The organism is Intrasporangium sp. (genome assembly GCF_036566125.1).
Taxonomy (GTDB): Bacteria; Actinomycetota; Actinomycetes; order Actinomycetales; family Dermatophilaceae; genus Intrasporangium.
Map to the genome: position 1 here is coordinate 1 of NZ_DATCWX010000218.1, position 20787 is coordinate 20787.

Below are 20787 nucleotides of genomic sequence, written 5' to 3' on the forward strand. Positions count from 1 at the left end.
AGGGAAGTGCCCGTCGATGATCCAGTCGCCCAGGCGATGCTGGATCTCGTCGATGCCGTCGTAACCCGTCACCACCCCGTCACGGTCAGGTCGCAGCGCGACGAGCCCAGCGGCATACGACCGCTTCATGGGTTGCTCCGCGCGGCGGTGGGTGATGATGTGCGCCCACTCGCGGTAGACGTCGACGTCGTTGGCCGCCGAGTAGACGTCCCACGCGCCGACCCCAGGCGGGCGGCAGGCAATCTCGGAGAACCGGAGGCCCTTGGGCCCGTAGAACCACTCCATGTGCGTCGCCGACGTCTCGATGCCGAGGGCATCGATGACGCGGCGACCGAGCTCGCGGACCTCCTGATAGAAGGAATTGCCCTCGACCCGGTTGGTCGTGATGAACTGCGGCGAGATCCAGCGGTGCCGCATCGCCTCGAGGACGTTGGGGTAGTAGTGGGTCACCCAGTCGTGCGCGATCCGGCCGTCGAGCGTGATCGTGTCGTAGAAGCCCTCGTGCCCCTCGACGAACTCTTCGATCGCGAGCGAGGTCGCGCCCTCCTCACCGAAGCGCTGCAGTGCGCCCGCGAGGTCGTCGTCGCTGTCGACGCGCACCGTGCCCGAGGCGCCGGCGCCCGCGCGGGGCTTGACGATGAGCGGGTAGCCGACGCGGTCCGCGAACTCCTTCGCCTCAGTCGAGGAGTCGATCGCGGCTGACTCGGCGGTGGGCACGCCGGCGGCCCGGAGCGCGTCCTTCATCGACGGCTTGTCCCGGCACAGCCAGGTGGTCCGGACGCTCGTGCCGGGGATGTTCGTCGCCTCGCGCGCCTGGGCGGCCGGCATCGTGTGGGCCTCGACCGTCGCCTCGAGCGCGTCGATCCACACCTTGTCCTGGAAGAAGCGGACGGCGTCGATCAGCTGCTGGACGTTGGTCACCGAGCCGACGCGGTAGTAGCCACGGAGGGCCCCGAGGAGGTCGTCCCCAAGATGGGCCTCATCGGACTCGCCGACGCCGTAGACGTTCGCACCGACCGACGCGAGCGCATGGACGAAACGGCGCTGGTTCGCGGGGAAGGCCGGCTCGACGAAGATGATGTTCACCCCACCGACCCTAGGGGCCGATGGGGTGGACGTCACGGATTGCCGGAGCCTGGCGTCATTGTGGCTGCTCGCCGAAGTCCTCCTCCTCGAAGACACGGCGGACCTCGACGCTGACCTCGGGGAAGAGGTCCGCGAAGCGCCGTCCCATCTCGATCGCCTCGGCCTTGTCGGCCACGTTGACGAGGGCGAAGCCGCCGATGACCTCGCGGGCCTCGGTGAACGGGCCGTCGGTGACCGAGAGACCCTTGGCGTCCTTGCGGATGATGGCGCCCTCGCTGCTCTGGTGAACACCCTCGGCGGCGAGCAGGACGCCGGACGCCTGGCACTCCTCCATGAAGGCGCCCATCTTCTCGATGAACTCCTGGCTCGGGTTCCAGGCCTCGGGAAGGCTCTCGTCCAGCTTGTGAATCATGAGGTATCGCATGTCGGTCTCCTTCGTGACGGGCTGGGCCAGTCCCACCCTGTCACGGTCCCGTCGAACGCCACCTCCCGCTTTCGACACTTCGTTTTACGACATGCTGGCGTATGCCGCTGAGCTCGCTCCGCGCCCCGCCTCCCTCTTGCGGGTGGCTGGGTCAGCTCAGGTGGCTGGGTCCAGCCTGCGGGCCGTCGTAGGGTCCGGACATGGCGCACTTCGAGGTGCAGATCGACACGCGGCGCTCTCCTGGCGACGCCTGGGACCGCGTGCTCGACCTGCGGTTGCATGACCTACTGATCCCATTCACGCGAATCACGAGCGGCAAGGTGCCCGCGGCTGAGCTGGGCTCCGGGTCGGCCTTCGTGGCCAGGACCGGGCTGGGACCGCTCGGCTTCGACGACCCCATGGTGGTCGAGGAGCTGGTCCGACCGTCGGGCGGCTCGGCAGGACTTGCCCGGATCCGGAAGCACGGCAAGGTCATCCGCGGCTCCATCGAGCTTCGGATCACCCCGCAGCCGGGTGGCTCGCGCGTCAAGTGGAACCAGGAGATCACCGTCTGGGGCGTACCCCGTGCACTCGGATGGATGACGGCGAGAGTGAGCCGAGCGGCATACGGCATGGCCTTGCGCAGACTGTTGGCACACGACTGAGGCGCCCGACCCCGCGAAGGGTCGGACGCCTCAGTCGGTTCGCCTCGTTCAGGCCGGGGCGGGCGCGCCGGCGCCCGTGTAGCTCTCGGAGTCCTTGGGGTCCGCTCCGTACTTGTTGGCGCCGCTGTTGCCCGCCTGCGCGTAGAAGACGATCAACACGATGAACCCGACGAGCGGAACCAGGCCGAGGAGGATCCACCAGCCGGACCGGTTCGTGTCGTGCAGACGACGGACCGCCACCGCGAGGCTCGGCAGGAAGACTGCCAGGAAGTACAGCGTCGTGACTGGGCCGGCATAGGCAGACCAGTCCTCCCAGCCAAAGATCCGGTCGATGAGCTGCGTGATGATGCTGGCGACCATGTTGAACAGGGTGAACATCCAGAACTCGGTGCGTCGGGCGCGACCGCTGAAGCCGACGTAGTTCCTCAGTACCTTCAGGTACCACTCTAGGCAACTGCGGTGCCGTTTCTGTTGTGGCGCCGCACTTACTGCGGTAGACTTCATTCATGGCTCTGAAGAAGTCGCCGAACCCAGTTGGCTTGGCCGTCGCGGCGGCCGAGGAGGCGCTCCGACACGTCGACCCCGACCAGCCGAGCGCCGCCCTGCCGCACCTCCGGGAGGCGCAGGACCACCTCACCCGGGCGATCGACGAGGCGATGGCGGCTACCGTCCTCGACGAGGGCAGCACGATCAGGACCGCCGGAGTGCTCGCCGGGCTCTCCGAGAACGCCGTCGGACCACGCCTCGCCCGGACGACCTCGCTCTCGGCGTATGCGGCACCGGACGGCGGCCGCGTCACCGCATCCGGCGTCGAACGCGCCCGATACGACCTCGAGGAGGGCCGCCACCGACTGGCCGAGCCCGACGCGACACCACGACCGATGCGCTTCCGGGCCCGTCGCAACACCTGAGCCCCTGCACCACAGCGAGGCTCGCCCACCCAAGGAGGGACCATGACCAACTCGAACCTCACGCACATCGCCTTCCTGCTCGACCGCAGCGGCTCGATGCAGTCGATCAAGGACGACACCGAGGGCGGCTTCAACGCCTTCATCGCCGAGCAGCGCAAAGAGCCGGGCGAGTGCCGGGTTACCCTGGCGCAGTTCGACAACGAGTACGAGGAGGTCTATCGGGACCTCCCGCTCGCCGAGGTCCCCGCGCTCCGTCTCGTTCCGCGCGGTTCGACTGCCCTGCTCGACTCGATCGGGCGACTCGTGACGTCGACCGGGGAGCGTCTGGCAGCGCTGCCCGAGGACGAGCGTCCAGGCATCGTCATCGTCGGCATCATGACCGATGGTCACGAGAATGCCTCTCGCGAGTGGACCCACCCGGCGGTCAAGGCGCTTATCGAGCAGCAGACGAAGACCTACGGGTGGCAGTTCCTCTACTTGGGCGCCGATCAGGACGCCATCGAGGTCGGCTCCAGCATCGGTGTGGCAGCGGCGAACTCGATGACCTACAGCCGCGGCAAGGTTGCGGCCGTCATGGCGGCGACGTCTCGCAACATTGGACGAACCCGGGCGGCCATGGCGGCCGGCGCAACGCCCGAGCAAGCTGCGAAACTCATCGCCTTCGACGACGAGCAGCGCTCCGCATCCCGCGATTAGGGCCGCGCGCACGTTCGGCACACACGACGAAAGAGGGCGCGGAGGTAGCGTGGGCGCATGACCGCTGCGGCGCCACGGATGCTGTCCGAGGCGGATGGCCCAGTGGTCGCTGCCTCCTTCGGCCTCGGGGCCGGGGGACGGCTGACCGGCCCCGTCGCGCGCGGGCAACTCGGCCAGATCTGGCGCCTCGACGTGGACGGCACCTCCTGGGCGGTCAAGGAGTGGTTCGCGTCCCCCGACGGTGCGTCGGTCGAGGGGAACATGGAGTTCTCGGAGGCGGCCCTCGCGGCCGGCGTCTTCACGCCCCGGTCGCGATTGTCGGTCTGGGGGACGGTCATCGCCGAGGTCGAGGGCACGTCGGTCCGCGTGCTCGAGTGGGTCGACCTCGCCCAGCGCAGCAGGCGGCTCGACCCGCCCGAAGTGGGCCGGACGGTCGCGCGGCTCCATCACGCCGGCGCGCCCACGTCCGAGCGGATCAGCAACTGGTTCAGCACCGGGATGGGCACGCAGGCGTGGCGTGACACACACCGCCGACTCGTCGAGGCCGACGCGCCGTTCGCCGATGCGCTGGAGGCGTTGCTGCCCGACCTCATTGCCGTCGAGTCGATCATCGAGCCGCACGAGAGTCCGCGGGTGTGCCACCGTGACCTGTGGGCCGACAACGTCCTGGCGAGTGCTGACGGGCGGGTCTGCGTCATTGACTTCGAGAACCTGGGGCCCGCCGATCCGTCGCAGGAGCTCGCCATGGTGTTGTTCGAGTTCGGGGACGACGATCCCGAACGAGCCCGGAAGCTGCACGCCGCTTACGTTGAGGCGGGCGGCCCCGGGCGAGTCAGCCGGCGGGGCCACTTCAGCATGCTCGTTGCCCAACAGGCGCACATCGCTTCGTACGCGTGCGCCCGGTGGATCGGGGAGAGTGACCCAGCCGAGCGCGACCGGCTTGAAGCGTGGTTCCGGGAGGTCCCCGAGGATCCCGTCACCCTCGCACGAATCGACCGCATCCTCGCCGCAATCGAGTGAACAGCTTCTGTGCCCGAATCTTGTTCACTCGATTGATTGGTCGGGGCTGGGTCAGGCGATGGAGTCGGCGATGAGGTCGCCCAGCACGTGAGCCTGGCTCAGCTCGAGGTCCTTGGTGGCCGTGAGGAGCATGACGTCGTGGTCCCTTGCCTTGGCGACGAGGTCTTCGAGAGCGCCTGCCGCCGGGTCGGACTCGAGCTCCTTGCGGTAGCGCTTCGCAAACTCTGCGGACTTCGCCGGATCGTGGCCGTACCAGCGCCGGAGTTCCGTCGAGGGGGCAACGTCCTTGGCCCACAGGTCGATCCGTGCCTCATCCTTGCGCATGCCGCGCGGCCACAGCCGGTCCACGAGCACCCGCAACCCGTCGTCTGGATCAGGCTCGTCGTAGACGCGTCCCACGCGCACCGCCACGCCTCGACCATAGCCTCGACCGGCGCGAACTGCCCACTCGATCATGCGAGCCCGGCGGGAAGTGCACATTCGACTGAAGGGTGGGACAAGTGACGGGACAGGTTTCCCGTCGCGTGCGGGCACCCGGCCGGACAGAAGCGTCTGGTCCCGTCATTCGGCCCCTGCCGTATGCCGCCGGGCCGACTCTTGCGTCGACTGTGCAGTTCGCGCCGCGGGCGTCTACCGCACACTCGACCATGCGAGCCCGGCGCGAAGTGCACACTCGACGAGACGACTCAGTCGGCGTGCGTCGGCCAGTCGGGGCTCAGGCGGACCACGTCGCCAACGACGATGACGGCCGGTGACTCGACCGCGCGAGCCAGCGCCAGCTCGACGATGGTCGCCAGCGTCCCGACAGTGGTGCGTTGCGTTGGCGAGAACCCCCGCTCGACGATGGCGACCGGGCAGTCGGCCGGGCGGCCCTGGGCGACCAGCAGCTTCACCGTCTGGGGCAGCTGCGTCACGCCCATCAACAGGACGAGCGTGTGGTCCGTCCCCGTGGGCAGACCCGGGATCGCCTCGTGACCCGTGACCACGGTGAAACCGCGGGCGACCCCACGATGGGTCACAGGGATCCCCGCTGCGGCGGGGACCGACACCGCGCTCGTCACCCCGGGCACGACCTCGACCGACAGACCGGCCGCCTCGCAGGCTTGCCGCTCCTCGCCGCCGCGGCCGAGCACGTAGGGGTCACCGCCCTTGAGACGGACGACCCCGAGTCCGCGGGACGCCTCCTCGACGAGGATCTCGTTGATCCGCCACTGCGGCACGGCATGGTGGCCGGGCGTCTTGCCCACGTCGATGACGCGGACGGAGTCGGGCAGGCGGTCGACGACTGCGCGGGGAGCCAACCGGTCCACGACGACGACGTCTGCCGAGCGCAGCAGCTCGTTGCCGCGCGTGGTGAGCAGGCCGTCGATGCCGGGCCCACCCCCGACGAGGGCGACCCAGCCCGCCGAGCCACGCTTCCGGGTCCGCCGCAGGTCGAGCTCACCCCGCGCGACCGCGTCCGCCACCCCGTCGCGAAGGGAGGTCGCGAGACCAGGGTCCCCAGCGGCATACGTGCTGATGGTGACCCGGCCATCGGGGGTGGTCACGTCCGCGCGGGCCGGGATGCTGGCAGCCGTGGCGGCTGCATCGGTTGCATTGACGCACCAGGTCCGCTGGTCCTCGGCGTCGCGCGCCACCTGACGATCCACGACGGCATCCCCCGCCGCGGTGTGGACGAGCCAGGCTCCGGACAGGTCTGCGGCGCCGGCGTACTCGCGGGCCTGCCACTCCACCCTGCCCGCGAGGACGAGCTCCATGAGGTCCTCACAGACCCACGGGGAGATGACGCGCACGACGGCGCCCTCATCGGCGAGCGCACGGACGCGCCGGGCGGACACCGGGCCGCCGCCGATGGCGACGACGAGCCGGCCGGACAGGTTGAGCACGAGAGGCAGTGCGGACTTCATGGCTGCTCCACGGTGGGGAGGGCGAAGGCGGTCAGGTGTGCAGGCCGCACTCGGTCTTGGTGAAGCCGGCCCATCGTCCGGCGCGCGGGTCCTCGCCGGGCTCGACCCGGCGCGTGCACGGCTCGCAGCCGATGGACAGGAAACCGTCCGAGAGCAGTGAGTTCACCTCGACGTTGTTGTCGACGGCATAGCCCTGCAGGTCATCGAAGGTCCAGGCGGCCAGCGGGTTGATCTTGACCAGGCCGTTCTTCTCGTCCCACGCGACGAGCGGGGTCTCGGCTCGGGTCAGGGCCTCGTCCCGGCGCACGCCGGTCACCCACGCCTCGTAGAGCGGCAGCGTCCGAGCGAGCGGCGCCACCTTGCGAAGCTGGCAGCAGAGAGCGGGGTCGCGCTCGTAGAGGCGCGGTCCGTACTGCGCGTCCTGCTCGGCCACGGTCTGCTCGGGCATGACGTTGACGAGGTTGATGGGCAGGTCCTCGGCAACGATGTCGCGCGTCACCAGGGTGTCCGAGAAGTGATATCCCGTGTCCAGGAAGAGGACGTCGACACCCGGCGCGAACCGCGACACCACGTGCGGGAGGACGGCATCCGCCATTGAGCACGCCACCGCCATCGTCCCCGAGAAGTGGAAGGCGGCCCAAGCGGCGACCTCGTCGGCCGTCGGCTCGCGACGTGGATCCGCTGCCAAGGTCGCGTTGAAGTCGTCCACGAGAGCCTTGAGCTCCTCGTCCGACCGGCGGCGCCGCGGCACGACCGGCGTCTCGAGCGATACCGCGCTCACAGGAGGTCACCGTCCTCAGCGCGCAGCGCCCACGCGGCGAAGGTCTCGCCGTCCGAGCGCTGTGCCAGGAACGTGCGCACGACCCGCTCCACGTAGTCCGGCAGCTGCGCGGCCGTGACCTTGAGCCCACGCACGGTCCGCCCCAGCCCGGCCTCGTCCCGGTCGACCGTCGCGAGCCCGCCGCCGAGGTGGACCTGGAAGCCCGGCTGCTGGACCGGCCCGTCGGGCCCGTCGACGGTGACGATCTGGCCCTTGAGCCCGATGTCCGCCGTCTGGATCCGGGCACACGAGTTGGGGCACCCGTTGAGGTTGAGCTGGATGGGGGTGTCGAGCGAGCCGTCCGCGACGACATCGGCGAGGCGCCGCTCCAGCTCGGTGATCGCCGACGCTGCGGTGTCCTTTGTGTCGACGATGGCCAGCTTGCAGAACTCGATGCCGGTGCACGCCATCGTCGTGCGGCGGAACGGGCTCGGCCGTGCCGTGAGGCCGAGCTCCTCGAGGCCCTCCACGAGTCGGTCCAGGCCGGACTCGGGCACGTCGAGGACGACGAGCTTCTGGTGCGCGGTCAGCCGCACGCGCCCGGCGCCGACCTCCTCGATGAGGTCGGCCAGCCCCCTGAGGACGGGACCACCGACGCGGCCCACGGTGGGTGCCGCGCCGACGTAGTAGCGGCCGTCCTTCTGCAGGTGGATGCCGACGTGGTCGCCCGGTCCGGTCGCCGGCGCCGGAGCGGGGCCGTCAGGCAACGCGTGACCGAGGTACTCGGTCTCGAGGACGTGCCGGAACTTCTCGACACCCCACTCGGCGAGGAGGAACTTCAGGCGCGCCTTGTTGCGCAGTCGGCGGAAGCCGTAGTCCCGGAAGATCTCGATGACGGCGTGCCAGACCTCTGCGGCCTCCTCCTCGCAGACGAAGACGCCGATCCGCTCGGCGAGGCGCGGGGCGGTGGAGAGCCCGCCACCGACCCAGAGGTCGTACCCAGGGCCGAGCTCCGGGTGGACGACCCCGACGAGGGAGACGTCGTTGATCTCGTGGACGACATCGAGACTCGGATGCCCGGTGATCGCCGTCTTGAACTTGCGGGGCAGGTTGGCCAGCTCCGGGTCGCCGATCCAGCGGCGCTTGATCTCCAGGATGACAGGCGTCGGGTCGATGATCTCGTCGGCCGCGATACCGGCGACGGGGCTGCCGAGGAAGCCGCGGGGCGTGTCGCCGCAGGCGGTCGTCGTCTCCAGGCCGACCGACTCGAGCCGCCGCCAGATCTCCGGCATGTCCTCGATCTCGATCCAGTGGTACTGGATGTTCTGCCGGTCGCTGATGTCGGCGCTCCCACGGGCGAACTCCGTGGAGATCCCGCCGAGCACCCGCAGGGCCTCCGGTGAGAGTGCCTGGCCGTCCGTCCGGACCCGCAGCATGAAGTACCGGTCGCTCAGCTCGTCGTCACTCAGCTGGGCGGTGCGGCCGCCATCGATGCCGGGCTTGCGCTGGGTGTAGAGGCCCCACCACCGGAAGCGGCCGGTCAGGTCCTGGGCGGGAATCGAGTCGAAGCCCTGCTTGGCATAGATCGTCTCGATGCGCTCGCGAACGGCCAGACCGCCCTCCTCCTGCTTCCACTCCTCGTTCGCGTTCAGTGGGGTCGGCCCGTCGACCTTCCACTGACCGTTGGAGCGGTCTGCACGCGGGGGCCGGGTGGCCGGACGGGTGGGAGCCGCGGCACGAGTCTCAGTGACGGTCATGTAATGAAATGTATAACCGCCGCTTATCTATCCCTATGGCCGTCCATGATCCGGGCCAATCCCATCTCCGGGGTGGGAATCAGCACCGGCCGCTCGGCAGGACGGGAACCAGTCAGGGTCCGGCGACGAGGCCGCTCATGACGGAGTCGTAGAGGTCGAGCACGGTGGCAAGGTACCTGCGCGAGTGGTTGTAGGAGAGGATCGCCGCTTCGAGGTCCTCCCGACGGGACAGGTCCCTCCCTCCCGCGCACAGGTAGCGCCCGGCGGCGAGCGTGGCGTCCTCGACGTTCTGCGGATCAGCGACTCCGTCGCCGTTCCCGTCAGCCCCCCACAGCCGCCAGGTGCCGGGGATGAACTGCATCGGACCGACCGCGCGATCCCAAGCCGAGTCACCGTCGAGGCGACCACCGTCACTGTCCCCGATCGCTGCAAACCCTCCGCCCGACAGCTGCGGGCCCAGGACCGGCGGGACCACGTCGTGCCCCGCGTCGAGCTTCCGGCCCCGCAGCGAGCTCGACTCGACCTCACCGATGGCCATGAGCAGGGCGAACGGCAGGTGGCACCGGTCGCTGAGCGAGTCCGACGCCTTGCGGTAGGCGTCGCCGAGGATGTCGTACTTCGTCGGATCACGGGCCGGTACCGCCGGAGGGACCGGCGAGACGGGAGGGGCCTTGATGGGGGCGCGCGGCTTCCAGCCAGAGTCGCCGCCCGGGGCGACCGACCCTCCACCGGGCTGGAGCTGGGTGGCCGCGATGTAGCCGGCCGTCACCTTGACCACGTCGTAGAGCCGAAGCAGTGACTCGCCGGCACTCGCTCCCAGGGCGGGACCCGCGGGACCCGCGGGACCTGCGGGACCTGCGGGACCCGCCGATGACGTGTCCTGGACGGTGGCACCGGGCGAGGGCGTCGGCGTGCCCTCGGCCGCGGACCTGGTCGGCACACCCACGACGCCACCGAGCATGACGAGAACGCCCCCGATGGCCAAGGGCGTTCGCCACCTCCGGGCCGGCCCGCTCCGCACACCAACGACCATACGTCTCCTGAGCCGAGGGCGCTGGGGATCATGCTGCCGCGCTTCCACGAACCCCCAAAAGCTGTTCACTCGATCGGGAGGGCGGCGGGGGTGCGTGGTCAAGGGGTGCGCGGGCGCCACCGCTTCCACAGGGTGTCAGCAGAGGCCCGGACCTTCCCGTCCCACCGGAGCTCGACGCCCACCGTCATCTCCGCCTCGTCAGCGGACCGCAGCACCGCGCGCAGCTCGACGGGCTCGCGTAGCGGAGCGGGCCGCAGGTACCGCACGTCGAGTCCCGCCGTCACGTAGGGCAGCTGCGCGCCCGGCAGCTGGCCCCAGCCGCGCTGGTCCGCCTCGTGGAGCACGGCCGCCGCGCTGTGGCAGTCGAGCACCGTGGAGATGATCCCGCCGTTGAGGAAGCCGAGGCCGTTGTCGTGCTCCGGCCATGGCTCGAACTGGGCGGTCACCGCCTCGTCGCGGGCATAGCTCTTGAGCCTCAGACCTCTCGGGTTGGCCGGCCCGCACCCGAAGCAGGTCATGTCGGGAAAGAGGCGGTCCTGGATGCTGATCTCGTTGGTGCGGTCCGGCATGCGGCCACGCTATCGGCCGCGGCAGGGCGCGCCGAAAGGCAGTTGACATTGGATAGCGTCGCTATCCACTATTGGTGAGTACCGCTATCCAACTGGAGGACGACATGGACCAGGCCTTGCTCTCGGACAGCTCGCGAGTGCTCGCCGGGATCCTCTTCCTGTCGCTCGTGACCGTGGAGACCGGCGGTCTCTACCTCGTCCGCGTCGTCACGGGGCGGGCCGGCACGACACCCTTCCAGGAGAAGTTCGCCCGCGCCGGCCACGCCCACGCCGGCGTCCTCCTCGTTCTCGCCCTCGTCTGCCTGGTCTTCGTCGACCAGACGGACCTGACCGGCGCCTGGGAGTGGCTGGCCAGGGCTGGCGTCGCGGTAGCGGCGCTGCTCATGCCGGGCGGGTTCTTCTTCTCGTCCATGGGCGCGGGACGCGAACGGCCCAATCGCCTCATCGCGCTCGTCTTCGCCGGCGCCGTCCTCCTCGCGCTCAGCCTCGCCACGCTCGGGGTCGGCCTCCTCGTCGCCGTTTGAGCGGTATGCCGCTGAGCTCACTCCCAGCCCAGCCGACCACCCAGCCGGGCTGGGGCACGGGCCAAGCTCAGCGGCATACGGCCTGATGGCGGTATCACGCCTTGGCGGACGCGCGGTCGCGCAACTCCTCGACGGCGCTCGCGCCGGCGGCCACTCCTCCGGCGGCGCGGTAGCCCGCGGCCACGCGATCAGCACCTGCCTTGGACGTGATGGCCTCGCGGACCTTGTTGCGCAGTGCGATCGGGCTGAGCTTCTTCGACGCGAGCCGAGTCCCCGCGCCGGCGTGGACGACCCGGGCGGCGACCTCGAGCTGGTCGCGGCCGAACGGCACCACGCAGACCGGCACGCCACGGGAGAGCGCCTTCTGCGTCGCGCCCATCCCACCATGGGTCACCGCGGCGATCGCCCGGTCGAGGACCTGGCCGTGCGGCACGAAGTCGACGACCCGGACGTTCGGCGGCAGCGGACCGACGTCACTCACCCCTGCCGGCATCGTCGCGACGACGGTGTAGGGCTCGCCGGCCAGACCCTCCACGGCGGCCCGCACGAGCGCCTCGTCCGCCTGGTACTCCGACGACGTCGTGACGAGGACCAGCGGACCCTCGATCTCGTCGAGCCAGGGCGGCGTCTCGGTCGGCGGCTCCCAGGAGAGCGCCCCGATCATGCGGATCTGGTCGCCCCAGTCCGGGTGCGGGTACTCGAACGGCTCCGAGGTCGTGACGAGGACGAGTGGTGCCTGGCGGTAGAACTCGTCCCCCGTGCGGATCGGCGAGAGCCCGCGCTCGGCTCGCAGCGGGTTGACCATGGGCCGGAGGATGCGCTCCGCCGCACCGATGACGACGGGTCGGGCGATCGCGTCGCGCAGCCGGCCGAGCGGTCCGGCCATCGGCGCCAGGCCGGGGCCGAACGGCGGGGTGCCCTTGGAGGAGATCGGGGGCGTGTACGGGCTGAAGGTCGCCCATGGGCCGCCCCAGGCCTGCGCCGCGAGCTGGGCGCCCCAGGAGTTCGTGTCGACGATGACGACGTCGGGCCGAACCTCCGCGATGGCGCGGTCGAGGTCGGGCCCGTCGAGTCGGGCCCGATCACTGAAGGTGCGAACGGCGAGCCTGAGTCCCTGCACCGGGTTTTTCGCCTCCCAGTCCGGGTGCACGATCTCTCCGATCGCCGGATCGATCGGCGCGGCCGAGAGGCCCGCCGCCTGCACGGCGTCGACGTGGGCGCCGAGGGTTCGGACGTGGACGTCGTGCCCGCGAGCGCGAAGCTCGAGGAGCAGCGGCATCATCGGGAAGAGGTGCCCGATGGCGGGCGATGTGTAGGCGAGGATCGTGGTCATGGGTGGTGCCTTCCCTGTGGTCAGCGGCTGGAGGTGAGTGGTTCGAGCAGCTCCTGTAGCGCGATGGCCACCTCGCGCCGGTCGAGTCCGGCCTCCCGGCGGAGCAGCTTCCACGTGTAGACGTCGCACACGGCAACGAGTTGGGCGAGCCTGCGCTGTCGGACAACGCCGGTCAGGCCGTCGAGAGCCGGCGCGAAGACGCGGGCGCACCACTCGCGGTGGTAGCGCTTGCCTTCGCTCGTGATCGCGGCGATCTGGGCCGAGTTCCCTTCCTCCGCGAGGAGGCGCAGCGCGATGTCGCCGGCCGCTTCGTAGTGGTCGACGAGGGTCTCCACAATGGCGGGCACGTCGCCGATCGGCGCCCGGTCCCGCTGGGCGAGGATTGCGGCATGACCTCGCTGGGCCGCGGCCGCGATGAGGCCCTCCTTGTCACCGAACCGGCGAATGACGGTCTGCACGGTCACCCCGGCCCGCGTCGCCACCGCTGCGAGGGTGAGCTGGGAGAAGGGCCCCTCGACGAACAGCTGGGTCGTCGCCTCGAGGATCCGCTCGCCGGTCTCGGCCGTGGTCCGCGCCCGGTCACGCATCACGTAGGGGCGGGCGGTGGCCGCCTCAGAATTCATGTTAATGACATTAACGTCAAATACCGTGGCGGCACCAGCGATTAATCGCCGTCCGTCCCCTTGCCCGGGGGCGCCGTCAGCGGAAACCGGCGTAGAACGGGGCGAGTCGCTCCCGGTAGCCGCTCCACAGCTGCCGCGCGACGGTCACCGAGTCGACGAGCGGGTGCGACGCGAGCGCCTGGATCGCCACGGTGGCCGACCGCTCGCGGCAGGCGCGGATGACGAGCTCGTCGACGGCCTTGACCTGCTGGACCAGGCCGAGCTCGCGCCCCCGCAAGGGGCTCACCGGCAGCGTCGCCGGCCCGGCCCCGGTGACGAGACAGGGCACCTCGACGACCGCGTCATCAGGGAGCCCCGGCACGGTGCCGCGGTTCCGGACGTTGAGGATGAGCGTCGCCGGGTCATCGAACGCGATCGCCGCCATGAGCGCGAGCGCCACGCCCTCATAGCCGCCGCCCTCCACGTCCTCGGCCGTCCGCTGCTGGCCCTCGTCCGCGCGGGTCTCGGCCATGTAGGTGGCGTTGCGCTCGCGGCGCACCCCGTCCCAGATCTCCCACGCCCGACCGGGCGACCTGCGCACCGCCTCATAGAAGTCCGCCTGCTGCGCGAGGAGATACTCAGCGCGCGTCTGCCCGGCCTCGCTGATCTGCGCGATCGAGTCCCGCGTGAAGTCGTAGTACCAGAGGTACTCGTTGGGGATCGCCCCGATCGCTTGCAGCCAGTCGGCCCCGAAGAGGCGGCCCTCCTCGAATGACTCCAACCGCTCTCGGTCCGCGAGCAGCTCCGGCAGCACGTCCCGACCGTCGGCGCTGAGGCCGTGCAGCCAGCCGAGGTGGTTCGTGCCGGCGTAGTCGATGACGACCTCGGGGAGCCGCAGCCCGAGCGCCCCGGCCGCCCGCTTGGCGAGCCCGAGGGGGGAGTCGCAGATGCCGACGACGCGGTCCCCGAGGACGCTCTGCATCGCCTGGGTGACGAGGCCCGCCGGGTTGGTGAAGTTGATGACCCACGCGTCGGGTGCGAGCAGGCCCACTCGCTCCGCAATCGCGAGCGCCACCGGCACGGTCCGCAGCCCGTAGCCGACCCCGCCCGGGCCCGTGGTCTCCTGGCCCAGCAGCCCGAGGTCGAGGGCGAGGCGCTCGTCGACGACCCGCCCTTCGAGCCCACCGACCCGGATCGCCGAGAAGACGAAGTCGGCGCCCTCGAGTGCGTCGTCGAGTGACGTCGTGGCCGTGACCTTCGCAGGTGGCGGGCCTTCAGATGCGGCCGTATGCCGCTGGGCTTGCTCCGCGAGCACGTGCCCGATCGCGCGTAGCCGGGTGTCGTCGGTGTCGTGGAGGGCCACCTCACGAATACCGCGCGCGGTCCGTTGACCAAGCACAGCGGCATACACCAGGGGAACCCGGAAACCCCCTGCTCCGAGGATGGTGAGCTTCATGACGACACCACGCCTGCGACGGTACCAAGCAGGCGGCGACCGGCCGTTAAACCACGGGCCACCGTCTCCGCCATGCGCCATCATGAAGGGGATGCCGCACTCGTTCGACCCGCTCGGTGCGCGTCGGGTGCCCGACGCGCCGAAGGTCGACGTCTTCCTCTGGGGGACCGTCTTCCTCGACCTGGTCTTCGCCGGGCTGTCGAGCGCCCCGAAGCCGGGCACGGAGGTGTGGTCCGAGGGGCTGGCGTCGTGCCCGGGCGGCATCGCCAACCTCGCCGTCGCCGCCCGACGGCTCGGCCTGCGCACCTCGCTGGCCGCTGCGTTCAGCGACGACGACTATGGCGACTTCTGCTGGCGCACCCTGGAGGAGCAGGAGGGGATCGACCTCAGCCGAAGTCGGCAGTTCCCCGAGTGGCACAGCCCGGTCACGGTGTCGATGACCTTCGGGGGCGATCGGACCATGGTCTCGCACGGCCACCCGTCACCCGTGCCGTCCGTTGACCTCATCGGCGACCCGCCCCGGTCCCGCGCGGTGATGGTCGATCTCGCCGAGCCGGGTCCGTGGGAACCCTGCGGCTCCGGCGATCGGTCGGGCGAGAGCTGGGTCGACGCTGCGCGGCGCCGAGGAGCGCTCGTCTTCGCCGACGTCGGCTGGGACCCCGAGGAGCGCTGGGATCGCGCGGTGCTCGACCGGCTCTCGCACTGTGACGCGTTCCTGCCCAATGCCGTCGAGGCGATGGCCTACACGGGCACGAGCTCTGCGCACGACGCCCTCTTCGCGCTTGCCGACCGCGTCTCGATCGCCGTCGTGACGAATGGCGTCGACGGTGCGGTCGGGATTGACACGAGGACCGGTGAGGAGGCTCGGGTGCCGTCACTGCGGGTCCGGGAGGTCGACGCGACGGGGGCTGGTGACGTCTTCGCGGCCGCCATGCTGGTCGGCACGCTCGCGGAATGGCCACTCGAGCACCGGATGTCCTTCGCGAGCCTGGCTGCGTCGCTGTCGCTGCAGCAGTACGGCGGTTCGCTGGCAGCGCCCGGCTGGGGCGACATCGCAGACTGGTGGACCGCGCTGCGCTCGGAGACGTCCGAGGACGCCTACCACCGGTCGCTCCGGCGCCGATACGGCTTCCTCGACGACATCGTGCCGCGGGTCCCCGTCACCGCGTGCCGGCGGGCCACGGCGACGATCGCGCGCCGGGCGGACGTGCAGGACCTCCACTGACCAGCTCGGCGGTCAGCGATGGTCAGGCGAGGACGCGCTTCAGCTCCGCGTCGACGACGGTTCGGAGCTGCTTGATCTCTGACGCCGGGTCGGCCCCGCCGATGACGGCGTCCATCATCGCCTCGAAGGCACCGACGCACGTCCTCGTCCAGAGCAGCTTGCTCTGCGGCATCCCGTAGTCGAGGGCGACGGCCGTGGCCTCCGCAGCCGGGCCCGACTTGAGGCCGTCGGCCCGGTCGATGAGGCTCGTCCGCGAGGGAATGTGCAGGCCGTAGGCCGTGGCGAAGTCGAGCTGGAGGTCCCCCTGCTCGACCCAGAGCCAGCGCACGAAGTCCTTCGCGCTCTCGACGTCCTTCGCCTGCGCGCTGACGCAGGCGCCGTACGCCCCGAGCGGCACGGACGGGTTGCCCATGTCGTCCAGAGCCGGCCACGGCAACACTCCGACGTCGTCCCCGAGCCCCTCGGTGAGCTGCGGGAAGGTCCAGAGACCGGTGAACTGCATGGCCGTCAGCCCGTCGATGAGCGCGGCCGGCTCGAACCAGTCCTTGGGCGCCTGCGGGAGGACCGCCCCGGACTCGTGCAGCTCCGCGTACTTGCCGAGCGCCTCGGCCGCACGAGGATCGTCGAATCCGACCTTGTTGTCGTCGGTCAGGTAGTCGAGCCCGGCCGACCACAGGGTCGGTCCGCCGAGATGTGTGGCCCCGCCGCGGTTGCCGAGATAGATGCCCTTGACGTCCTTGCTGGTGAGCGCGCGGGCGGTCTCGATCAGCTCGTCCATCGTCCGGGGCGGAGCAACCCCCGCGTCGTCGAGCAGGGACCTGCGGTAGACGAGCACCTGGGTGTCGACGACCTGGGGGATCGCCCAGATCCGGCCGTCCTGGGACATCCGGCCGAGGATGCTCTCCTGGAACTCCCTTCGGGCCGCTCCGACCGTCTCAGTGAGGTCGACGACGAGCCCGTCGCGGATCATGTCGATCGTCGGTCCGTTGGCGTACTCGAAGACGTCGGGACCCGCGCCCGAGCGCAGCGCGGCTGGAGTGGTGGCGTCGTAGTCGCCCGCCTTCCACGCCACCTTGACGGTTGCCCTGGAGTAGGCGGCGGCGTAGCGGTCGACCGCTTCACGAGCGCCGGCCTCCGAGTAGGCGTGGTACCACTGGTCGATCACCGGCTTGCGCTGCGTTGTCCCGCTCGCGCCCACCGGTCCCGAGTCGGCAGCCGTGCATGCCGCGAGGGCTCCGGCGGCGGCGGCGCCCAGGCCAAGGATGGCGCGCCGACCGATCCGGGGCGCGGAAGGTCCCGCAGCTGCGTCGTTCATGGGTACCTCCTGCCTGCCCGCGCCGTGGCGCACCATGAGCGATCGTACGGACAGCGCCGCTCGGACTGGGGGCAAACGAGTGCAGCTCGGCTCGAACGTGCTGGCCCTCGGCTTTGCTGGCAGAGTTGGGCGAGTGGCACAACGATGGCTGAAGATTCGGGTCGACCTGGTCTCCGGGCGTGGAGACACCCTCCGGCCGTCCCCGGGCCGGGTCATGCTCGTGCCACCCACGGCCACCTTCGCTGACTTCGGTCTTGGTGTCGATCTTGCGTTCGGACGCTGGGACGTGACCCGGCGGCGCTCGTTCCGCGCCGGCTGGCACGGGCGACACGAGCGGCGCGGCTCGGGCAGGGGAGACCTGCCTCCCGAACGGATCGTGCACGGATCAATGTCCAGGGGGACGCGTTTCGAGTATCTCTTCGATGACGACGAGAAGTGGGTCCACGAGTGCGTCGTCGAGGAGCTCGTCGGCAGACGGGAGACCGTCAGCCGGGCACCGATCCCGGTGCCGATCCTCGGGTGGGGGACGATCCCGGACCAGTTCGGTCGGCAGACCGCCGAGGACCAGGACGTCGCCACGCCTCGCCCACCCGCGAGGCGGCATCGCGGCACGGCGAGGCCGCTCGACCTCGCGGCCGTGCGGGAGGCCTCGCGCGCGGACGACGTCGCAACGCTGCTGTCCGCCGTCGAGGGACGGGACCTCGGTGCGGCCCTCCAGCAGGTCGGCGATGCGCTCATGCGGGCCTACCGATCCGCCGGAGCAGCCGACCAAGCGCCGCTCGTGGGCGCCCTGCGCGAGATCGAGACTCTACTCGGTCACCGCGGCTGGGAGGGCGACGACGTGCTGGCGGAGGAGATCGGCGCTCTGCTCAGCGGCTCCGAGCGGCGCGGCCGCACCTTGAGCGTGGACATCGAGGAGCTGGCCGAGGTCATGGCAAACGGTGGTGAGGACCCCGGCGGCTACCTGCACCTCGATACGGGTGAGGTCGTGCACGCGTTCCTGCACCACGGGATGGAGGATCTGACCGCCGACCACTCCCAGGACGAGGACGACAACCTCTGGATCTACGTCGACCACGACGCGTCGGCCGCCTACGCGGACATGGCCGCCTTCGCAGCGACGGCGCCAGACCGGCTCGGCGGCATCCTCTCGGTCGCGATCAGGGGCAGGGGTGCGATCGCACGTTTCCGTCGGACTGTCGACGAGCTCGACCTGTGGAACGACTGGCAGGCCTTCTCGGACGACCGGGCTTTCGGTCGGGCTCGAGCGCTGCTGCGCTCGCAGGGCATCCGACCGGTCTGAGCCGCGCCGGTCAGAGCGGGTTAGACGAGACGCCAGGCCACGACGCCGAAGAGGACACCGAGGGCGTTGGTCGCCCAGTGCATGCCAACACTCGCGAGCAGGCTGCCGCTACGCCGGCGAAGCTCGCCGGCCACGAGGCCGCCGAAGGCCGTGAACAGGACCGTGCCGGCGACGCTCGCCACGTGCTGCCAGGCGCCGAGGCCGACCATCATCGCGCCGAGCGCCGGGTTCGCGGCCACCGCGGCATTGGCGGGCAGGAGGTGCCAGAGCCCGAAGAGCAGCGAGGAGCCGAGGGCGACCTGCCAGACGCGGGCGTGCCGGGACAGGAAGCCCCAGAGCACGGAGCGGAAGGCAACCTCCTCCAGCAGGATCGTGCCCACCGGGATGATGACGAAGGCGGTCAGCAGGGCGCTGGCCGGAGGCAGGTGATAGCGCGCGTCGAGAAAGGCGGTGCGGGTCGAGGGGAGCAGCACCCCGATGAGGTAGACGAGTGCGACGACGCCGATGATCGCGGCACCCCAACGCAGGCCGGACGCGTGGGTGCGGCGGCTCAGGCCGAGCTGGCGCCAGCTGAGGCCGGAGAAGCGGGCGAAGGCGAGCAATCCCGCGGCGCCGATCGGTCCGAGCCAGATCGAGCCCCAGCCATACACGTGGTTGGCGACGTTGAGGCCGACCAGCACGAGGACCACCGCGACCGTCGCCCAGAGCCCCGGACGGCGCCGTGACGTGGCGATATGGGCGGGGGCGGCTGTGGCGGTCATCGCGTCGAGGGTCGCACGCATACCTGTGAATTACCCAATCGAGCGCTGTCCGCGACCTCAGATCAGCGCCGGCGCTCCAGCAGACCCCGCACGTACTCGGCCTGCCCGAGGTGCTTGGCCGCGTCGTCCAGGACAGAGACGATGCGGACCGCCACCGTGACGGGCGGGTCCCAGTTGGGGTCGATCACCGTCGTCAGCTCCGCGGCGCCGAGCCCACGCAGGACGCCGACCGTCAGCTCGTGGACGGCCTCGTGGTAGTCGAGCAGGAGGGCCGAGTCGGAGACGGTGAAGGCGCCGACCTCGTCGGACGTCATTCCGTAGCCGTTGGCGTTGGGCGAGTAGGGCAGGTTGAAGCGCCGGGACCAGCCGCCTGACCGCCACGCAGAGGTCGCATCGCCGATCTGGGCCATCTGCTCGTCCTGCTGGCGCGCGAGGTGCCAGACCAGCCAGGCGATGTGATTCGCATCGCGGTCCGGCCGCCAGACCAGCTCTTCGGTGCCCAGGCCGGCGACGACCGGAGGGACGCCCTCGTGGATCCGGCCGAAGCCGTCGACGAGCAGCTCGATGGCGATCTTGGCATCAGCGTCTGTCATGGGCCCAGCATGGCGCTGATGACTGCGCCGGGCGACCCCCCGGTCGCGTCGATGCGCAACATCGAGGGAGTGGCGGGCCATGTGACGCGCGTGCGCCTCCGACAATCGGGCCGCGGTGCGGTTGTCGACGTGTTTTCGGCCGGAACCCCACCGACTTCCGAGCCCCGGCGGGACTGTCGGAGGCATGGGGCGAGATGAGTGGAATTACGCCGTATGCCGCTGAGCTCGGACCCACGCGGGCGCTCAGTCCCAGCGCGGCCCGTCCCCCGGTCGACTGTAGAGATGCCCTTCATCGGCCGTTCATCGGTCGTTCGTGACGACAGTCCGGCCAGTGGCGTGACCGGTCTCGACGAGAGCAACCGCGTCGGCGCTGTCCGCGAAGCCGAAGGTGGCGCCAATGACCGGAGCCAGCGCCCCGGCTGCGACGAGCGCTGCCACCTCGGCAAAGGTGTCCGCAGTGCGGCGACGGGTCACGCCAGAGCCGCCGAGCTCGGCCGCCAAGGCCGGCGAGGCAGTGCTGCGGACCGCCCCGGCTGGCCGCAGCACGAGGGACGACTGGCGCAGGGTCTCTCCGCCGACGGTGTCGATCAGCCCGTGGACGCCCTCGGGGGCAACGGCGCGGACCCGCTCCGTCCAGCCCGGTCCCGCCGCGACGTGGACCACTCCCAGGTCGAGGACCAGCTGTCGTTTGCCAGGACTGGCCACACCGATGACGCTTAGGCCGCGCAGGCGGCCGAGCTGGACAGCGTGACTTCCGACCCCACCACCGGCGCCGAGGACGAGCAGCGTGTCTCCGGCGTGCAGGTCGAGCTCATCGAGGGCGTCCCACGCGGTGCCGATCGCCACGGGGATGCACGCCGCCTCGACC

23 protein-coding genes are annotated in these 20787 nt (G+C 70.5%); 7 read left to right on the plus strand and 16 right to left on the minus strand.

Annotation, left to right across the window (positions count from 1 at the left end; all coding sequences use genetic code 11):
• Together VIR15_RS13305 and VIR15_RS13310 are read right to left on the minus strand one after the other, a co-directional pair.
• Positions 1-1086 (minus strand): ATP-grasp domain-containing protein (locus VIR15_RS13305; RefSeq protein WP_331928396.1); only part of this gene is annotated, 1086 nt, incomplete at its 3' end.
• Between the two features lie 55 nt (positions 1087-1141).
• Positions 1142-1510: a YciI family protein gene (locus tag VIR15_RS13310; RefSeq protein ID WP_331928398.1), complete on the minus strand. Its 369-nt coding sequence runs from the start codon at positions 1508-1510 to the stop codon at positions 1142-1144.
• Positions 1511-1710: 200 nt separating this feature from the next.
• On the opposite strand from VIR15_RS13310, the gene VIR15_RS13315 reads away from it, so the two are divergent.
• The gene (locus tag VIR15_RS13315; protein ID WP_331928400.1) at positions 1711-2154 is read left to right on the plus strand and encodes an SRPBCC family protein; all 444 of its coding nucleotides are present in this window, start codon (positions 1711-1713) and stop codon (positions 2152-2154) included.
• A 48-nt stretch (positions 2155-2202) separates the two neighbouring features.
• Here VIR15_RS13315 and VIR15_RS13320 read toward each other — a convergent pair whose 3' ends face one another.
• On the minus strand, positions 2203-2658 hold the full coding sequence (locus tag VIR15_RS13320) for a DUF805 domain-containing protein (RefSeq protein WP_331928402.1): 456 nt from the start codon (positions 2656-2658) through the stop codon (positions 2203-2205).
• 2 nt (positions 2659-2660) lie between these two features.
• Between VIR15_RS13320 and VIR15_RS13325 the strand changes: the two genes are divergently transcribed.
• The 3 genes from VIR15_RS13325 to VIR15_RS13335 are packed head-to-tail and all read left to right on the plus strand — an operon-like array spanning position 2661 to position 4781.
• Positions 2661-3065 (plus strand): hypothetical protein, encoded by a 405-nt coding sequence (locus tag VIR15_RS13325; protein ID WP_331928404.1) that lies wholly within the window; start codon positions 2661-2663, stop codon positions 3063-3065.
• A gap of 42 nt (positions 3066-3107) precedes the next feature.
• Complete coding sequence (locus VIR15_RS13330) at positions 3108-3761, plus strand: vWA domain-containing protein (RefSeq protein ID WP_331928406.1); 654 nt, start codon at positions 3108-3110, stop codon at positions 3759-3761.
• Positions 3762-3818: 57 nt separating this feature from the next.
• Positions 3819-4781, plus strand: a complete 963-nt coding sequence (locus VIR15_RS13335; RefSeq protein WP_331928408.1) for a phosphotransferase enzyme family protein — start codon at positions 3819-3821, stop codon at positions 4779-4781.
• 51 nt (positions 4782-4832) lie between these two features.
• On the opposite strand, the gene VIR15_RS13340 is transcribed toward VIR15_RS13335, so the two are convergent.
• The 6 genes from VIR15_RS13340 to VIR15_RS13365 all read right to left on the minus strand — a co-directional run bounded on the left by VIR15_RS13340 (position 4833) and on the right by VIR15_RS13365 (position 10807).
• Positions 4833-5192 carry a DUF488 domain-containing protein gene (locus VIR15_RS13340; RefSeq protein ID WP_331928410.1) on the minus strand — a complete coding sequence of 120 codons (360 nt, stop codon included), beginning with the start codon at positions 5190-5192 and terminating at the stop codon, positions 4833-4835.
• Positions 5193-5467: 275 nt separating this feature from the next.
• Positions 5468-6688 carry a uroporphyrinogen-III C-methyltransferase gene (gene cobA / locus VIR15_RS13345; protein WP_331928412.1) on the minus strand — a complete coding sequence of 407 codons (1221 nt, stop codon included), beginning with the start codon at positions 6686-6688 and terminating at the stop codon, positions 5468-5470.
• A gap of 31 nt (positions 6689-6719) precedes the next feature.
• Entirely contained in the window at positions 6720-7469 is a 750-nt protein-coding gene (locus tag VIR15_RS13350; protein WP_331928414.1) for a phosphoadenylyl-sulfate reductase, read from the minus strand.
• Positions 7466-9205: a nitrite/sulfite reductase gene (locus VIR15_RS13355; RefSeq protein ID WP_331928416.1), complete on the minus strand. Its 1740-nt coding sequence runs from the start codon at positions 9203-9205 to the stop codon at positions 7466-7468. The genes VIR15_RS13350 and VIR15_RS13355 overlap by 4 nt, the downstream gene beginning before the upstream one ends.
• 112 nt (positions 9206-9317) lie before the next feature.
• Complete coding sequence (locus VIR15_RS13360; RefSeq protein ID WP_331928418.1) at positions 9318-10190, minus strand: lytic transglycosylase domain-containing protein; 873 nt, start codon at positions 10188-10190, stop codon at positions 9318-9320.
• A gap of 146 nt (positions 10191-10336) precedes the next feature.
• On the minus strand, positions 10337-10807 hold the full coding sequence (locus VIR15_RS13365) for a PaaI family thioesterase (RefSeq protein ID WP_331928420.1): 471 nt from the start codon (positions 10805-10807) through the stop codon (positions 10337-10339).
• 104 nt (positions 10808-10911) lie between these two features.
• Between VIR15_RS13365 and VIR15_RS13370 the strand changes: the two genes are divergently transcribed.
• Complete coding sequence (locus tag VIR15_RS13370; RefSeq protein WP_331928422.1) at positions 10912-11331, plus strand: hypothetical protein; 420 nt, start codon at positions 10912-10914, stop codon at positions 11329-11331.
• Between the two features lie 94 nt (positions 11332-11425).
• On the opposite strand, the gene VIR15_RS13375 is transcribed toward VIR15_RS13370, so the two are convergent.
• The 3 genes from VIR15_RS13375 to VIR15_RS13385 form a co-directional block, all read right to left on the minus strand.
• On the minus strand, positions 11426-12664 hold the full coding sequence (locus tag VIR15_RS13375) for a glycosyltransferase (protein ID WP_331928424.1): 1239 nt from the start codon (positions 12662-12664) through the stop codon (positions 11426-11428).
• Positions 12665-12684: 20 nt separating this feature from the next.
• Positions 12685-13287, minus strand: a complete 603-nt coding sequence (locus VIR15_RS13380) for a TetR/AcrR family transcriptional regulator (protein ID WP_331928426.1) — start codon at positions 13285-13287, stop codon at positions 12685-12687.
• Positions 13288-13363: 76 nt separating this feature from the next.
• Positions 13364-14722 carry a 6-phospho-beta-glucosidase gene (locus VIR15_RS13385; RefSeq protein ID WP_331928428.1) on the minus strand — a complete coding sequence of 453 codons (1359 nt, stop codon included), beginning with the start codon at positions 14720-14722 and terminating at the stop codon, positions 13364-13366.
• Positions 14723-14804: 82 nt separating this feature from the next.
• Between VIR15_RS13385 and VIR15_RS13390 the strand changes: the two genes are divergently transcribed.
• The gene (locus VIR15_RS13390) at positions 14805-15947 is read left to right on the plus strand and encodes a carbohydrate kinase family protein (protein ID WP_331928430.1); all 1143 of its coding nucleotides are present in this window, start codon (positions 14805-14807) and stop codon (positions 15945-15947) included.
• 22 nt (positions 15948-15969) lie between these two features.
• On the opposite strand, the gene VIR15_RS13395 is transcribed toward VIR15_RS13390, so the two are convergent.
• A complete protein-coding gene (locus VIR15_RS13395) occupies positions 15970-17262 on the minus strand; it encodes an ABC transporter substrate-binding protein (protein ID WP_331928432.1) in 1293 nt (430 codons plus the stop codon).
• 34 nt (positions 17263-17296) lie between these two features.
• Here VIR15_RS13395 and VIR15_RS13400 point away from each other — a divergent pair, with 34 nt between their 5' ends.
• Positions 17297-18565 (plus strand): hypothetical protein, encoded by a 1269-nt coding sequence (locus tag VIR15_RS13400; protein ID WP_331928434.1) that lies wholly within the window; start codon positions 17297-17299, stop codon positions 18563-18565.
• Positions 18566-18585: 20 nt separating this feature from the next.
• Here VIR15_RS13400 and VIR15_RS13405 read toward each other — a convergent pair whose 3' ends face one another.
• The 3 genes from VIR15_RS13405 to VIR15_RS13415 form a co-directional block, all read right to left on the minus strand.
• Positions 18586-19326 carry a CPBP family intramembrane glutamic endopeptidase gene (locus VIR15_RS13405; RefSeq protein WP_331928436.1) on the minus strand — a complete coding sequence of 247 codons (741 nt, stop codon included), beginning with the start codon at positions 19324-19326 and terminating at the stop codon, positions 18586-18588.
• Between the two features lie 62 nt (positions 19327-19388).
• On the minus strand, positions 19389-19919 hold the full coding sequence (locus VIR15_RS13410) for a mycothiol transferase (RefSeq protein ID WP_331928438.1): 531 nt from the start codon (positions 19917-19919) through the stop codon (positions 19389-19391).
• 300 nt (positions 19920-20219) lie between these two features.
• Positions 20220-20787: zinc-binding dehydrogenase (locus tag VIR15_RS13415; protein WP_331928440.1), on the minus strand; the 568-nt coding region annotated here is incomplete at its 5' end.